This is a genomic window from Marichromatium sp. AB32 (assembly GCF_003718675.1).
In the GTDB taxonomy this organism is placed as follows: Bacteria; Pseudomonadota; Gammaproteobacteria; order Chromatiales; family Chromatiaceae; genus Marichromatium; species Marichromatium gracile.
Genome location: NZ_RHFJ01000014.1, coordinates 1 through 14,224 on the forward strand (window position 1 = coordinate 1; position 14,224 = coordinate 14,224).

A 14,224-nucleotide genomic window follows, 5' to 3' on the forward strand; every position below is an offset into this window, starting at 1 on the left:
GCACCTGGCCGCGCGGCTGCACCGCGCCGAGCCCGCGCGCGTGCACCACCAGCTGACCCTCGACGGTGCGCTGCAGGCACGGCTCGAGCCGTTGGCGCTGGCGCGTGCCCGGGGGCTCGGTCCCCGGGTCTCGGTGGCGCTGCTGGTCGCCGATCATCGCGCCGGTACCTTGCTCGCCCACGTCGGCGCCGCCGCGCCCTTCGACCAGGGGCGGCGTGGCTGGGTCGACATGACCCGGGCCGTGCGCTCGCCGGGCTCGACCCTCAAGCCGCTGATCTATGCCCTGGCCTTCGAGGCCGGGGTCGCCGACCCGGCCGGCTGGATCGAGGATCGCGCGCGTGATTTCCACGGCTATGCGCCGCGCAACCTCGATCGTGACTATCAGGGCCGGGTGGCGGTGGCGCAGGCGCTGCAGCGCTCGCTCAACGTGCCGGCCGTCACCCTGCTCGAGGCGCTCGGGCCGCAGCGCCTGCTCGGGCGGCTGCGTCGTGCCGGGGTCGCGCCGCGCCTGCCGTCCGGCGCGCGCCCGGGGCTGGCGCTCGCGCTCGGCGGGGTGGGGCTCTCGCTCGAGGAGCTGTTCGCGCTCTATGGTGCGCTCGCCAACGACGGTCGGCCGCTGGCGCTGTACCACCGGCGCGGGGCGGCGCCGGCCACGTCCCCGGGCACTCCGCTGGTTGCGGCGGGGGCGGCGCGCCGGGTCGGTGCCATCCTCGCCGCCGCGCCGCCGGTGGGCACCGCGCCGGGGCGGGGCATCGCCCACAAGACCGGGACCTCCTACGGCCATCGCGACGCCTGGGCGCTCGGCTACGACGGGCGTCATCTGGTCGGGGTCTGGGTCGGTCGCGCCGATGGCGCGCCGGTCCCCGGGTTGACCGGCGCCGGCGCGGCGGCGCCGCTGCTGCGCGATGTCTTCGCCCGCTTGGGGCCGGGCTCGCCGTTGCCCGAGCCGCCCCCGGCGCGCGCGCCGGCACCGGCGCTGACGCTCGCCGGGGTGCCGCGCGCGGGGCCGCGCATCGCCTATCCGCCGGCCGGGTCGCGGGTCGCGCTCGGGCTCGATGGAGACGGCGCGGCGGCGCTGTTGCGGCTGCGGGTGCACGAGGGGCGGGCGCCCTTCCAGTGGTTCGCCGACGGGGTGCCGATCGGGCGTGCGCCCGTCGCCCGAACCCTGGACTGGTGGCCGCGCGAGCCGGGTTATGTCGATCTTGCGGTGGTCGACGCCCGGGGCGAGAGCGACCGGGTGCGGGTGTGGCTGGAATGACCGGGCGCGGTGGCGCTGTCGTGGCTGTCTATACTCGCAACGGGCAGTGCGGTCTTTTCGGGGAGGTCGACGTGTGGCGATGGCTCGGTATCTTGGCGATGATCTGGTCACTGACCGGCGAGGCCGAGCCCTTGCGTATCGGTGGCACCGGCGGTGCGCTCGGGGTCGCCGAGGCGTTGGCCGAGCGCTATGGCGCGTGCTGTGGCGAGTCGCCCCGGGTGCTGCCGAGCCTGGGTACCGGCGGCGGGGTGCGGGCACTCGCCGACGGCCGTCTCGACATCGCCCTGGCCGGGCGTGCGCTGAGTGCCGTCGAGCGTCGGCGGGTCGGTGAGGTCCTGGTTTTCGCCCGCACACCGCTGATCCTCGCCGCCCATCCCGGGGTCGGCGCCGACTCGCTGGATGTCGCGCAGCTGGTCGCGATCTATCGCGGCGAGCGCGTCACCTGGCCGGACGGCACTCCTTGTCGTCCGGTGCTGCGCGCCGAGTACGATACCGAGACCATGCTGTTGCGCGGACTCGATCCGCGACTCGACGCGGCGCTCGACCGCGCCTTCGCCCGTCCCGATCTGGTGGTGACGCTGACGGCGCAGGATAACGCTGCGGTGCTGCGCCGGGTGCCCGGGAGCTTCGGCTATCTCACCCGCATGCAGTGGGTCGCCGAGTCGCTGTCGTTGCGGGTACTGCATCTCGGCGGGCGGGCGCCGACCCTGGAGGCACTCGCCGCCGGTCGTTATCCGCTGGTCGCCGAGTTCACCCTGGTGCTTGCCACGGCCCCGGACGAGCGGGTGCGCCGCTTTGTCGACTTCGTCTTCTCGGTCGCAGGTCGGGCGGTGGTCGAGGCCAATGGGGCGCTGGTACCACCGCGTCCAGGGGGCTGATCCGTGCCTCCCGGGGATGACCGCAGTCTCGCCGACCTGCTGCGTCTGGTGGTGTTGACGCTGGTGGTGGTGACGGCGCTGGCCGTGCCTGTCATCCATTTCGACGTCCAGCGCCGCTATCTCGACGGTAACCTGGCCACCCTCTCGGTGCTCACCGCCGAGCAGCTGATGCGTCAGGTGATCGCACGGGATCCCGAGTTCTGGGTCTACGAGGACGGGCGTATCGGTGGGCTGCTGCGCGACGAGGTGCGCGGGGTCGCGGTCCGTCAGGTGGTGTACGCCGAGGGTGGCGAGGCCGTGGTCGAGATCGGTGCGCCGTTGCCGGCGCCGCTGTTGATACAGCGCCAGTGGCTGCTCGATGCCGGTCGGCCGGTCGGGGCGCTGGAGACTTCGGCCTCGCTGCGCCCCCTGCTGCGCGACTCGCTGCTGCTGGCGCTGGTACTGGTGGTGATCGGCGGCACGGGGGCGGCGCTGTTGTGTCGCTATCCGCTGGCGCGGTTGCGTCGGGCCGAGTGCGACATCCGCTATCTGGCCGAGCACGATCCGCTCACCGGCCTGCTCAATCGTCACGTGGTCGAGTCGCTGTTCGAACGCGAGTCGGCACGGGCGCGCCGTCATCATCTGCGGCTGTCGATCGTCATCTTCGATATCGATCATTTCAAGCGGGTCAACGACCAGCACGGACACGACTGCGGCGACCGGGTGTTGCGCCAGCTCTCCGGGCTGGTGTCGCGGCACGTCCGCGCCAGCGATTACCTGGTGCGCTGGGGCGGGGAGGAGTTCCTGATCCTCTCCACCCACACCGATCTGGCGATGGCGCGCGCCCTGGTCGAGAAGCTGCGCCGACTGGTCGCCGAGCATGACTTCGGGCTGGCGCAGCCGATCACCATCAGTCTGGGGGTGTGTGCCTGCTCACCCGGGGAGGAGCTGCAGCACTGCGTGAGCTGCGCCGATGCGGCGATGTATCGCGCCAAGCGCGCCGGGCGCAACCGTTGGTTCGAGGGGGCGAGCACTCGATAACGGAGGGGTGAGCGATGTGGTCTCTGGCGAGACGTCTGCAAGGACTGCTGGATATGACCCGGTGGCTGGACTTCCTTGCGCCGCTGGCGCTGCGACTCTACCTGGCGCCGGTATTGTGGATGGCCGGGACCAGGAAGTTCGCGAATTTCGACGACACCGTGGCCTGGTTCGGCAACCCCGAGTGGGGGCTGGGTCTGCCGGCGCCGGAGTTGATGGTGGTGCTCGCCGCCGGGACCGAGACCCTGGGGGCGGTGTTGCTGGTGGTGGGGCTCGGGGTGCGCTGGGTGGCGCTACCGCTGATGGTCACCATGGCGGTCGCCGCGCTCACCGTGCACTGGCACAACGGCTGGCTGGCGATCGCCGAGGGTGGTGGCTCGCTGTTTGCCACCGAGCGCACCCTGATCGCGGTCGAGCGTCTGGCCGAGGCCAAGGAGATCCTGCGTGCGCACGGCGACTACAGCTGGCTGACCGAGTACGGCAGCCTGGTGATGCTCAACAACGGGATCGAGTTCGCCGCGACCTATTTCGTGATGCTGCTGGCGCTCTTCTTCTGTGGTGCCGGGCGCTGGGTGAGTCTCGATCACTGGATCGGGCGCTGGCTGCGTATGACGGGCTGACGCGGTTGGGCGGCGCGGCGCAGCCTCGCTGCGGTCGAGCAGGTGCGGGGTGGCCGCTCGATCACACCGGCGGCTACAAGGCGCGCAGCTGCCAGATCCTCGGCATCTCGCGCCCGGCGCTCGATCGCAAGATCCTCACGTACGGCCTGCGTCTGTCCGGGCGGGAGACGTCGCTCAGTAGCGCCCCGGGGCGCGGACCAGGTAGTTCTTGAGCTCGGCGCTCTCCTGGTTCATCCGCATCAGGTTGGCGTGGGTGATGCGGAAGATCGCGCGCATCACCTTGTAGACGATGCGCGGGTGGTCGTCGAGCAGCGACTCGAAGTCGATCGGCTCCAGGGTCAGCACCCGGGCGTCGCCGACGGCGCGCAGCGCAGCCTTGCGGTCCGAGCCATCGACGAAGGCGCGGGTGCCGGCGCACTCGCCGGCGCGCATACGGTGGAGGTGGACGTCGCTGCCGCCCTGATTACGGATGACGTCGATCTTGCCCGCGCCGAGCAGGAACAGGGTCTGGCGGGCCTCGCCCTCGGTCACCAGGGTCTCGCCGTCGGTGAGTGCGACCTCGCCCATGCGGTCGGCGAGGACGGCACACTCGGCGTCGTCGAGTTCGGCGCCCAGGATCGACTGGTTGAGCGCCTGGATCTTGTCGAATTGGCTCATTGCAATAGCTCCGCGTGCTGTGGATGCGTGGGGAGGCCACTCGACCGCCCCCTGTCTTTTGGTCCCCGGCGCCACGGTCGTCGCTGCGCTCCGGTCATCCGCAGGGCGCGTACAGGCGTCTCGGGAAACGGGTGCTATGCGCGGTGGGCGGCGCAGTCCGGGCCGTCGCAGGCCCTTGTCCAAGATGGGGAAATCTGTGCTGAATCCTACTGGTTTGAGGTGTGCGGCTGCAACTGTGGCCGCTGTGCACGGTTGCGGCAAGTCGCTGTCGGCGCTGGAGTTGAGGTGGCGGTGGCGCAGTGTGCGAGTGCAGGAAAGGTCTGGCGCATGCGGGAGCCGTGGGGGGCGGGGAGTCGGGCGCCGTGCTGCTTGAGCCGCCGCGCGACGATCGTCAGCCCCGGCCCCGGCCCGGTGCCCTGTGGCTTGCCGCCGACCAAGGGCTCGAGGATGGGGGCGCGCAGTCGGCCGCTGTCTCGGTGGGGATCGCTGCGATCTCCGGCGGGCCGCGAGGTCGCCGCCGGGCGCGGCGAAGAGCGCCGCGCGGTAGTCGTCCCAGACCGTGCCGAGACGGTCGATCGCGGGCTCGACCTCGACGCCGAGCCGATGGCTGATCCGGGACGGTAGCGCAGCGCTGGCCGAACGCCGTTCAGGTGATGACGTCTGGTGCCGCCCGGCCGGTGCGCGGCTCGATCCCGGCGAGTTCGCGGGCGGTTGCGATCAACTCGCCGAGCGCCTCCTGGGGGTCGAGCTGGTGGCGGGCCGGGTCGGGCTCGAAGCGCTCGATATAGACGCGCAGCGTCGCCCCTTCGGTGCCGGTGCCGGAGAGGCGGTAGACGATGCGTGCGCCGTCCTCGAAGCGGATACGGATGCCCTGGTGCTCGGCGCGCCCCCCGTCGATCGGGTCGGTGTAGGCGAAGTCGTCGGCCTGTGCCACACGGCGCGCGCCGAGCTGCTGGCCGGGCAGGGTGGGGAGCTGCTCGCGCAGCGCGGCCATCAGCCCCTCGGCGCCTTCCGACGCGACCCCTTCGTAGTCGTGACGGGTGTAGTAGTCGCGCCCGAAGCGCCGCCAGTGCTCGGTGACGATCTCGGCGACCGACTGGCGGCGCGCGGCGAGCAGGTTGAGCCAGAACAGCACCGCCCACAGCCCGTCCTTCTCGCGCAGGTGATCCGAACCGGTGCCGAAGCTCTCCTCGCCGCACAGGGTGATGCGCCCGGCATCGAGCAGGTTGCCGAAGAACTTCCAGCCGGTGGGGGTCTCGAAGTGCTCGACGCCGAGCGCCTCGGCGACCCGGTCGGCGGCCTGGCTGGTGGGCATCGAGCGGGCCACGCCGCGGATGCCCTGGCGGTAGCCGGGGGTGAGATGGGCGTTGGCGGCAAGGATCGCGAGGCTGTCGCTGGGGGTGACGAAGCAGTCGCGCCCGAGGATCATGTTGCGGTCGCCGTCGCCATCGGAGGCGGCGGCGAAGTCGAGTCCGTCGACGCCGCGAGTCATCGCCACCAGGGCCGCGGCATGGGTCAGGTTGGGGTCGGGGTGGCCGCCGCCGAAGTCGGGCAGGGCCTCGGCGTTGAGGACGGTGCCGGCCTCGGCGCCGAGCCGGTTCTCGAGGATCTCGAGGGCGTAGGGACCGGTGATCGCGTGCATCGCGTCGAAACGCATGCGGAACCCGCCCGAGGCGAACAGTCCGGCGATGGCGTCGAAGTCGAACAGCGAGGCCATCAGCTCGGCATAGTCGGCGACCGGGTCGATGACCTCGATGCGGGTCGCGCCGAGGGTCAGGGTGGCGATCCGATCGAGGTCGACGGCGGCGCTGTCGAGGGTGAGATAGCGCTCGATCTCCTGGGTGCGGGCGTGGATGGCACTGGTCATCGATTCCGGCGCCGGGCCGCCGTTGGCGGCATTGAACTTGATGCCGAAGTCGGCGTCCGGCCCGCCGGGGTTGTGGCTGGCCGAGAGCACGATCGCGCCCTCGGCGTGGTGCTTGCGCACGATGCATGAGGCCGCCGGGGTCGACAGCAGCCCGCCGCGCCCGACCAGCACCCGGGCGACGCCGTTGGCCGCGGCCATGCGCAGGATGGTCTGGACCGCCTCGCGGTTGTAGTAGCGCCCGTCGCCACCGACCACCAGGGTCCCGCCGGCGAGCTCGGGGCGGGTGTCGAAGATCGCCTGGACGAAGTTCTCGAGATAGTGCGGTTGCTGGAACACCCGGACCTTCTTGCGCAGCCCCGAGGTGCCGGGGCGTTGACCTTCGAAGGGGGTGGTGGCGATGATTTGCGGTTCCATCTTCAGACCCTTGACTGGTGGGGGAGAGGCGGTGCTCGATTGGCCGGGCCGCGTGCTGCGCGTGCCGATCCGTGCACGTCTCCCATGGCGAGGGGATGCGGTGGCGGGGCGACCCGCTGCGGTGCGAGGGCACGGTCCCTGTGGGGCGCGCCGGCCGGGTGACGCCTCCCGTTCGGGGCGGCCATCGCCGGGGCTCCGCCGTCGAGGCATTGTATCCCCCCGTCGCCGTGCGACAATACCGGTATGGTTCGGTCTGAGCCCTGCCGGGTGACTCGAACCCCTGGTTCGCAAACGATCTTCATTCCTCAAGGTACACGACAAGCATGACAGTAGAAGCGCACAAGGAAACCCTGGAGTTCAAGGCAGAGGTCAGTCAGGTGCTCGACCTGGTGATCCGCTCACTCTACTCGAACAAGGAGATCTTCCTGCGCGAGTTGGTCTCCAATGCCTCCGACGCCGCCGAGAAGCTGCGCTTCGAGGCGCTGAGTGACGACGGTCTGTACGAGGGCGACCCGCAGCTGCGCATCCGCATCGAGGTCGACCGCGAGGCCGGTACCCTGACCGTCTCCGACAACGGCATCGGTCTGAGCCGTCAGGAGGTCACCGAGACCATCGGCAGCATCGCCAGCTCGGGCACCCGCCGCTTTCTCGAGAACCTCTCCGGTGACCAGACCAGGGACAGCAACCTGATCGGTCAGTTCGGCGTCGGGTTCTACTCGGCCTATATCGTCGCCGATCGCGTCACCCTGATCTCGCGCCGCGCCGGGCTCGGCCCCGAGCACGGGGTGTGCTGGGAGTCCGACGGGCGCGGCAGCTATACCCTGGAGACGGTGGAGAAGGCCGGCCGCGGTACCGACGTCATCCTCCACCTCAAGGAGGACGAGAAGGAGTTCCTCGACAGCTGGCGGCTGCGCGCGATCATCGCCAAGTTCTCCGATCACGTCGCGCTGCCGGTGGAGATGCGCAAGGAGCACTACGGCGAGGAGGGCGAGGAGCAGCCCGAGACCCCCGAGTACGAGCAGGTCAATCGCGGCACCGCGCTGTGGATGCGCAACAAGTCGGAGATCTCCGAGGAGGAGTATCACGACTTCTACAAGCACGTCGCCCACGACTTCGAGGCGCCGCTGGCCTATTCGCACAACCGCGTCGAGGGGACCAACGAGTACACCTCGCTGCTGTTCGTGCCCAAGCGCGCGCCCTTCGACATGTGGGACCGCGAGCAGAAGCACGGCGTCAAGCTCTATGTGCGCCGTGTCTTCATCATGGACGAGGTCGACAAGCTCACCCCGCACTATCTGCGCTTCGTCAAGGGCGTGGTCGACGCCGATGACCTGCCGCTGAACGTCTCGCGCGAGATCCTCCAGCACAATCGCAAGATCGACACCATCCGTCAGGCCAACACCAAGCGCGTGCTCGGCGTGCTCGAGGCGATGGCGCGCGACGAGCCGGAGAACTATGGCGCCTTCTGGGACGAGTTCGGCCGGGTGCTCAAGGAGGGGCCGGCGGAGGACTTCGCCAACAAGGAGCGCATCGCCGGGCTGCTGCGCTTTGCCACCACCGCGAGCGAGGGCGATGCCCAGCGTGAGTCGCTCGATGGCTATATCGAGCGGATGCAGGAGGGGCAGGAGAAGATCTACTTCATCACCGCCGACAGCCCCGCCGCGGCGCGTCACAGCCCGCATCTCGAGGTCTTCCGCAAGAAGGGCGTGGAGGTGCTGCTGCTCTCCGATCGGGTCGACGAGTGGCTGGTGAGCCATCTCACCGAGTACAAGGGCAAGACGCTGCAGTCGGTGACCAAGGGCGATCTCGATCTCGGCGAGCTTGCCGACGCCGAGGATCAGGCCGCCAAGGAGAAGGCCGAGGAGGAGCACGGCTCGCTGCTCGAGCAGATGAAGCAGACGCTCGGCGAACAGGTCGAGACGGTGCGCGCGAGCACCCGCCTGGTCGACTCCCCGGCCTGTCTGGTGGTCGGCGAGCACGACATGAGCGCCAACCTCGCGCGGGTGCTGAAATCGGTCGGCCAGGAGGCCCCCGAGACCAAGCCCACGCTCGAGGTCAACCTCGAGCATCCGCTGCTCAAGCGTCTCGAGGCCGAGACCGACGACGAGCGCTTCGCCGAGCTGGCGATGGTGCTGTTCGATCAGGCCCAGCTCGCCGAGGGCGGTCAGCTCGAGGACCCGGCCGCCTTCGTCGGTCGGCTCAACAAGCTGATGCTCAACATGATGGTCAGCGGCGGCTGATCCCCCACGCGACCACCGTGCCGCCGGTGCGGTGGTCGTCCTGCTCAGTTTGCCGCGCGCACGCCGCGCGCATCCCCTGATCGATCCGTGCCGCGCCGCGCGCGCATTCGCGATGGCGGCGCCGAGCCGGCTGTGGTCCTGCCCGATCCGGCTGTGGCACACTCAAGATCAATGTTTTTCAATCGCAACCACAATGAGGAGCGTCATGCGCATCATCCTGCTCGGCGGCCCGGGTGCCGGAAAAGGGACCCAGGCCGGCTTCATCAAGGAACACTTCAAGATCCCCCAGATCTCCACCGGCGACATGCTCCGGGCCCACGTCAAGCAGGGCACCGAGCTCGGCAAGGCGGCGAAGAAGATCATGGACGAGGGCGGGCTGGTGTCCGATGACATCATCATCGGCATGGTCAAGGCGCGCATCGACGCCGAGGACTGTCAGGGCGGCTTCCTGTTCGACGGCTTCCCGCGCACCATCGCCCAGGCCGACGCGCTCAAGGAGAGCGGCATCTTCGTCGACGCGGTGGTCGAGATCGACGTCCCCGACGCCGAGATCGTCAAGCGGATGTCCGGGCGGCGGGTGCACCCGGCCTCGGGGCGCAGCTATCACGTGGTGTTCAATCCGCCGCGCGAGGAAGGCAAGGACGACGTCACCGGCGAGGCGCTGATCCAGCGCGACGACGATCGCGAGGAGACGGTCAAGGCGCGTCTGGCGGTCTATCATGAGCAGACCGAGCCGCTGATCGGCTACTACTCCACCTGGGCCGAGGCCGGTGGCGAGGGCGCGCCCAAGTACCTCAAGGTGCACGGTATCGGGTCGGTCGAGGAGATCCGCGACCGTATCCTCGAGGGCCTCGGGGCACTCTGACAGTCGTCGCCGGTCGTCTGTCCCCGGTGACAGGGACCGGCGCCCCGGGCGGGTTGCGGAATCTGCGAGTGGATGGCGATTCTGTTAATATGCCCGACAATCTTTAGCTATCTAGTAGGATATTCGCATGGCCGTCTTGGAGCTCGACAGCAACAACTTCGAACAGACCATCAAGGACAACGATTTCGTCGTCGTCGATTTCTGGGCGCCCTGGTGCGGTCCCTGCCGCTCCTTCGCCCCGACCTTCGAGAAGGTCTCCGAGGATCACGAGGACATCGTCTTCGCCAAGATCAACACCGAGGCGCAGCAGGAGCTGGCGGCACACTTCCAGATCCGCTCGATCCCCACGCTGATGATCTTCCGCGAGCAGGTCATCATCTTCTCCCAGCCCGGCGCGCTGCCCGAGCGCTCCTTCCGCGAGCTGCTCTCCAAGGCCGCCGAGCTCGATATGGAAGAGGTCAAGCGCCAGGTCGCCGAGCAGCAGACCGCGCAGAACGGCTGAACGCTCGCGGCGTAACCAGTCGACGTCTCGGCGCCGGGCCTCGAGCCCGGCGTCGGCGTTTTTATCGGACGCAATGATGCAAGTCTCCAGCGATCCCTGGGCCGACGCCCTGCCACTGGTCGCGCGCCCGAGCGTGGGTGCGCTGCTGGCGCTGTGCGAGGAGAACTTCGCCCGGTTGGCGCGGCTGGCGCCGGACCTGAGCCAGCTCGAGGGCCGGCGGCTGTCGCCTCACGCCTCCGGGGTCGACCTGGTGCTCGAGGTCGAGTCGCAGACCCGTTACATGACCCTGCTGCGCCTGACTCACCTGTTCCCGGCGGGGGAGGGCGGGGTGCGCAGCGATCCGGATGCGCGCCTGCGCGCCTATCACGACGCCCGCCAGCTCGAGGTGCTCGAGCTCGAGCAGTCGCTGTGGTCGATGCGCAACGGCTATGCACCGCCGACGCTCGCGCACAAGTGGCGCGCCAACCTCTTCCTCGCCAAGTGGCTGGACTACTGTCTGGGGCAGGGCCACTGCTTCCTCGCCGCCCAGCCGGCCATCTCCGGCTCCGGGGCGACAGCCTCCGGGCGTCGGCTGCCGACCTGTCTCTGAACGCCCCGCGCACCTCCCCGCTCTACCCGCCCGTCGTCATCGACCGTAGTGCACGTATTGAAATAGACCTTTGCTTGACTAATTTAGTAGGAGGGTCGGGTGATCGGGTCCTACTCGGTCTCCTTGTCAATCAATACCTTATACAGGCATTCGACGATGAGACTTTCTACCAAGGGCAGATATGCGGTGACCGCCATGCTCGATCTGGCGCTCCACGCGGGCAAGGGGCCGGTCACCCTGGCCGATATCTCGGCGAACCAGGGTATCTCGCTGTCCTATCTCGAGCAGCTGTTCGCGGCGTTGCGTGCCAAGCAGCTGGTGCGTGGCGTGCGCGGACCGGGTGGCGGCTATTATCTCGGCAAGCCGGCCGAGGAGATCTCGATCGCCAACATCATCTGCGCCGTCGACGAGTGGGTCGAGTTCACCCGCTGTGGTGGACGCGAGAACTGTCGCGACGGCCAGCGCTGTCTCACCCATCATCTGTGGGACCAGCTCAGTGACCAGATCTTCCAGTTCCTCAGCGACATCTCGCTGCAGGATCTGGTCGAGCGTGGTCAGGACGAGGTGCTGGCCGCCGAGGGCAAGCGCCGGGCGGCCTGATGTCCTCGGTCGTTCGGCCGCCCGTCCCCGGTCGGGTGCGGGGGCGCCCCGGTATCGGTGGACGACCGACTGAACAGCGGGAGCCAAGGATGGTATCCTTCGCGGCTTGTTTCCTGGCGTGGCGGACGAGTCCGGGCGCCAGTCCATGTACCGGACCATGCTTGAGCCGCGATGTCAGCACAACCCGACGGATTGATCACCATCCAGGACTTCGTGCGCTGGGGCGCGAGTCGCTTCAAGGCCGCCGGCCTGTTCTTCGGTCACGGGACCGATAACGCTCTCGACGAGGCCGCCGAACTGGTGCTCGGCGCGCTCGACCTGGATCACTCCCTGCCCGCCGCCTTCCATTCCTGCCGACTCACCCTCGCCGAGCGCGAGCGCGTTGCCGCACTGATCGAGCGCCGCGTCCGCGAGCGGGTGCCGGTGGCCTATCTCACCGGTCGCGCCTGGTTCTCCGGGTTCGAGTTCATCGTCGACAGCAACGTGTTGGTGCCGCGCTCGCCGATCGCCGAGCTGCTCGAGGTCGGTTTCGATCCCTGGGTCGACCCGGCGCGGGTCGAGCGGGTGCTCGATCTCTGTACCGGCAGTGGCTGTATCGGTATCGCCGCCGCGCTGCATCTGCCCGATGCCGAGGTCGATCTGGTCGATCTCTCGCCGGCGGCGCTGACCGTGGCGCGCGCGAACATCGAGCGCTACGGACTCGATCAACGGGTGCGGGCGATCGAATCCGATCTCTTCGCCGCGCTCGACGACATCCGCTACGACGTAATCGTCTCCAACCCCCCCTATGTGCCGCGCGACGAGTACGACACCCTGCCCGAGGAGTTCCTGCGTGAACCCGAGCTCGGGCTGGTCGCCGCCGACGAGGGGTTGGCGCTGGCGCTGCGCATCCTCGAGCGCGCCCCGCACCACCTCGAGCCCGAGGGTGTGCTGGTCCTCGAGGTCGGCAACTCGGCCTTCGCGCTCGAGCAGCGCCTCCCCGAGGTGCCCTTCACCTGGCTGGAGTTCGAGCGCGGTGGAGAGGGCGTGCTAGTGTTGACGCGCGAGCAACTGCTGGCGCATCGCGCCGAGATCGCGGCGGCGGCCGCCGCATGAGACCGACGCCGCTCGCGCGAACCCGGTGCCGGCGCGCTGCCGGGTGCTCGTGGTCGCGCAGTGAGGCGTCGGGCCGATTCCTGGAAGAGATTCCATTCCATACCCTGCTCGTGCAGATCGACGCGCCCCGGTGGGCCTCGGTGGGCGGGGATGATGCCTGAACGGGCGTTACGAAGAATGCCGTACCGGGCCGGATGCATGGCGCCGTGCGGCTGGAGGGTTGATTAGGTGGAACAAGGCGTTTCCTTCGATATTGAGCTGATCCGTCGCTACGACCAGAGCGGTCCGCGCTACACCTCGTATCCGACCGCGGTCGAGTTCGATACGTCCTTCGATGAGGCGGCCTACCGCGCCACTTGCGCGCGCAGCAACGAGAGTGGCCGCCCGCTGTCGATCTATTTCCACATCCCGTTCTGCGACACGGTCTGCTTCTACTGTGCCTGCAACAAGGTCGTGACCAAGGACCGCTCGCGGGTCGCGCCCTATCTCGACCGTGTCTATCGCGAACTGGAGATGCAGGGGGCGCTGTTCGACGACTCCCGCGTGGTCGAGCAGCTGCACTGGGGCGGTGGCACCCCGACCTTCCTCAACGACCAGCAGATGGTCGAGTTGATGGAGACCACCCGTCGTCACTTCAAGCTCGCCGACGACGAGGTCGGTGAGTACTCGATCGAGATCGATCCGCGCGAGGCCGACGCCAACACCATCGCGTTGCTGCGTCGCATCGGCTTCAACCGCATGAGTCTCGGCGTGCAGGACTTCGACGAGCGGGTGCAGAAGGCGGTCAACCGCGTGCAGAGCGAGGCCGAGACCATGGCGGTGCTCGAGGCGGCGCGCGCCGAGGGCTTCCGCTCGATCAGCCTGGACCTGATCTACGGCCTGCCGTTCCAGTCGGTCGAGACCTTCATGAACACCCTCGAGCGGGTGATCGCGGTCAACCCGCAGCGTCTGTCGATCTTCAACTACGCGCACCTGCCCACCCGCTTCAAGCCGCAGCGGCGCATCCGCGACGAGGACCTGCCGACCGCCGAGGTCAAGCTCGACATCCTCCAGGCGACCATCCAGCGTCTGACCGACGCCGGCTATGTCTACATCGGCATGGACCACTTCGCCCGTCCCGACGACGAGCTGGCCATCGCCCAGCAGGCCGGTACCCTGTATCGCAACTTCCAGGGCTACTCGACCCACGCCGACTGCGACCTGATCGGTATCGGCGTGACCTCGATCGGCAAGGTCGACAACACCTACGGCCAGAACCAGCGCGAGCTCGACGAGTACTATGCCGCCATCGATGCCGGCCGTCTGCCGGTGTTCCGTGGTATCGAGCTGACTCGTGACGACATCATCCGTCGCGACGTCATCACCCGCTTGATCTGCAACTTCGTGCTCGACATCCCCGCCGTCGAGGCCGCCTGGGGGATCGACTTCAAGACCTACTTCGCCGACGCGCTCGACAAGCTGCAGGTGATGGTCGAGGACGGTCTGGTCGAACTCGACGCCGAGCGGATCCGCATCCTGCCGCGCGGTCGCCTGCTGGTGCGCAACATCTGCATGACCTTCGACGCCTATCTCGCGGCCAAGAGCGGCCCGGTCGGCTTCTCCAAGGTCATCTGAGCCGGCGG

The 14,224-nt window shown here is 68.8% G+C and carries 13 protein-coding genes; 11 read left to right on the top strand and 2 right to left on the bottom strand.

Features of this window, described 5'->3' with window-relative positions; translation table 11 throughout:
• The 4 genes from EBL85_RS06310 to EBL85_RS06325 form a co-directional block, all read left to right on the top strand.
• Nucleotides 1–1,258 (top strand): penicillin-binding transpeptidase domain-containing protein (locus tag EBL85_RS06310; RefSeq protein ID WP_255419378.1); only part of this gene is annotated, 1,258 nt, incomplete at its 5' end.
• A gap of 98 nt (nucleotides 1,259–1,356) precedes the next feature.
• A complete protein-coding gene (locus EBL85_RS06315; RefSeq protein WP_165913527.1) occupies nucleotides 1,357–2,136 on the top strand; it encodes a PstS family phosphate ABC transporter substrate-binding protein in 780 nt (259 codons plus the stop codon).
• Between the two features lie 3 nt (nucleotides 2,137–2,139).
• The gene (locus EBL85_RS06320; protein ID WP_123142461.1) at nucleotides 2,140–3,156 is read left to right on the top strand and encodes a GGDEF domain-containing protein; all 1,017 of its coding nucleotides are present in this window, start codon (nucleotides 2,140–2,142) and stop codon (nucleotides 3,154–3,156) included.
• A gap of 14 nt (nucleotides 3,157–3,170) precedes the next feature.
• Nucleotides 3,171–3,773, top strand: coding sequence for a DoxX family protein (locus EBL85_RS06325; protein WP_123142462.1), 603 nt, complete (start codon nucleotides 3,171–3,173; stop codon nucleotides 3,771–3,773).
• 174 nt (nucleotides 3,774–3,947) lie between these two features.
• Here EBL85_RS06325 and EBL85_RS06335 read toward each other — a convergent pair whose 3' ends face one another.
• Entirely contained in the window at nucleotides 3,948–4,430 is a 483-nt protein-coding gene (locus tag EBL85_RS06335) for a Crp/Fnr family transcriptional regulator (protein ID WP_123141085.1), read from the bottom strand.
• A gap of 646 nt (nucleotides 4,431–5,076) precedes the next feature.
• On the bottom strand, nucleotides 5,077–6,711 hold the full coding sequence (locus EBL85_RS06340; RefSeq protein WP_123142463.1) for an alpha-D-glucose phosphate-specific phosphoglucomutase: 1,635 nt from the start codon (nucleotides 6,709–6,711) through the stop codon (nucleotides 5,077–5,079).
• A 323-nt stretch (nucleotides 6,712–7,034) separates the two neighbouring features.
• Between EBL85_RS06340 and htpG the strand changes: the two genes are divergently transcribed.
• From htpG to hemN, 7 genes are all read left to right on the top strand, one after another.
• The gene (gene htpG / locus EBL85_RS06345) at nucleotides 7,035–8,951 is read left to right on the top strand and encodes a molecular chaperone HtpG (RefSeq protein WP_123142464.1); all 1,917 of its coding nucleotides are present in this window, start codon (nucleotides 7,035–7,037) and stop codon (nucleotides 8,949–8,951) included.
• A gap of 205 nt (nucleotides 8,952–9,156) precedes the next feature.
• Entirely contained in the window at nucleotides 9,157–9,816 is a 660-nt protein-coding gene (gene adk, locus EBL85_RS06350; protein WP_062275367.1) for an adenylate kinase, read from the top strand.
• 127 nt (nucleotides 9,817–9,943) lie between these two features.
• Nucleotides 9,944–10,318 (top strand): thioredoxin, encoded by a 375-nt coding sequence (gene trxA / locus EBL85_RS06355; protein WP_123141088.1) that lies wholly within the window; start codon nucleotides 9,944–9,946, stop codon nucleotides 10,316–10,318.
• 76 nt (nucleotides 10,319–10,394) lie between these two features.
• Nucleotides 10,395–10,907, top strand: a complete 513-nt coding sequence (locus tag EBL85_RS06360) for a DUF1249 domain-containing protein (protein ID WP_123142481.1) — start codon at nucleotides 10,395–10,397, stop codon at nucleotides 10,905–10,907.
• 156 nt (nucleotides 10,908–11,063) lie between these two features.
• Nucleotides 11,064–11,507: an Rrf2 family transcriptional regulator gene (locus EBL85_RS06365; protein ID WP_123141089.1), complete on the top strand. Its 444-nt coding sequence runs from the start codon at nucleotides 11,064–11,066 to the stop codon at nucleotides 11,505–11,507.
• 171 nt (nucleotides 11,508–11,678) lie between these two features.
• A complete protein-coding gene (gene prmB / locus EBL85_RS06370) occupies nucleotides 11,679–12,602 on the top strand; it encodes a 50S ribosomal protein L3 N(5)-glutamine methyltransferase (protein ID WP_123142465.1) in 924 nt (307 codons plus the stop codon).
• A 228-nt stretch (nucleotides 12,603–12,830) separates the two neighbouring features.
• Entirely contained in the window at nucleotides 12,831–14,216 is a 1,386-nt protein-coding gene (hemN, locus tag EBL85_RS06375; protein ID WP_123141091.1) for an oxygen-independent coproporphyrinogen III oxidase, read from the top strand.
• The last annotated feature ends 8 nt before the right edge of the window (nucleotides 14,217–14,224 follow it).

Excerpts from the sequence above, each read along its gene's own strand:
- EBL85_RS06360 (WP_123142481.1), top strand. The coding sequence starts at position 10,395 with ATGCAAGTCTCCAGCGATCCCTGGGCCGACGCCCTGCCACTGGTCGCG.
- adk (WP_062275367.1), top strand. The coding sequence starts at position 9,157 with ATGCGCATCATCCTGCTCGGCGGCCCGGGTGCCGGAAAAGGGACCCAG.
- prmB (WP_123142465.1), top strand. The coding sequence starts at position 11,679 with ATGTCAGCACAACCCGACGGATTGATCACCATCCAGGACTTCGTGCGC.
- EBL85_RS06340 (WP_123142463.1), bottom strand. The coding sequence starts at position 6,711 with ATGGAACCGCAAATCATCGCCACCACCCCCTTCGAAGGTCAACGCCCC.
- trxA (WP_123141088.1), top strand. The coding sequence starts at position 9,944 with ATGGCCGTCTTGGAGCTCGACAGCAACAACTTCGAACAGACCATCAAG.
- EBL85_RS06315 (WP_165913527.1), top strand. The coding sequence starts at position 1,357 with ATGATCTGGTCACTGACCGGCGAGGCCGAGCCCTTGCGTATCGGTGGC.
- EBL85_RS06335 (WP_123141085.1), bottom strand. The coding sequence starts at position 4,430 with ATGAGCCAATTCGACAAGATCCAGGCGCTCAACCAGTCGATCCTGGGC.
- htpG (WP_123142464.1), top strand. The coding sequence starts at position 7,035 with ATGACAGTAGAAGCGCACAAGGAAACCCTGGAGTTCAAGGCAGAGGTC.
- EBL85_RS06325 (WP_123142462.1), top strand. The coding sequence starts at position 3,171 with ATGTGGTCTCTGGCGAGACGTCTGCAAGGACTGCTGGATATGACCCGG.
- EBL85_RS06365 (WP_123141089.1), top strand. The coding sequence starts at position 11,064 with ATGAGACTTTCTACCAAGGGCAGATATGCGGTGACCGCCATGCTCGAT.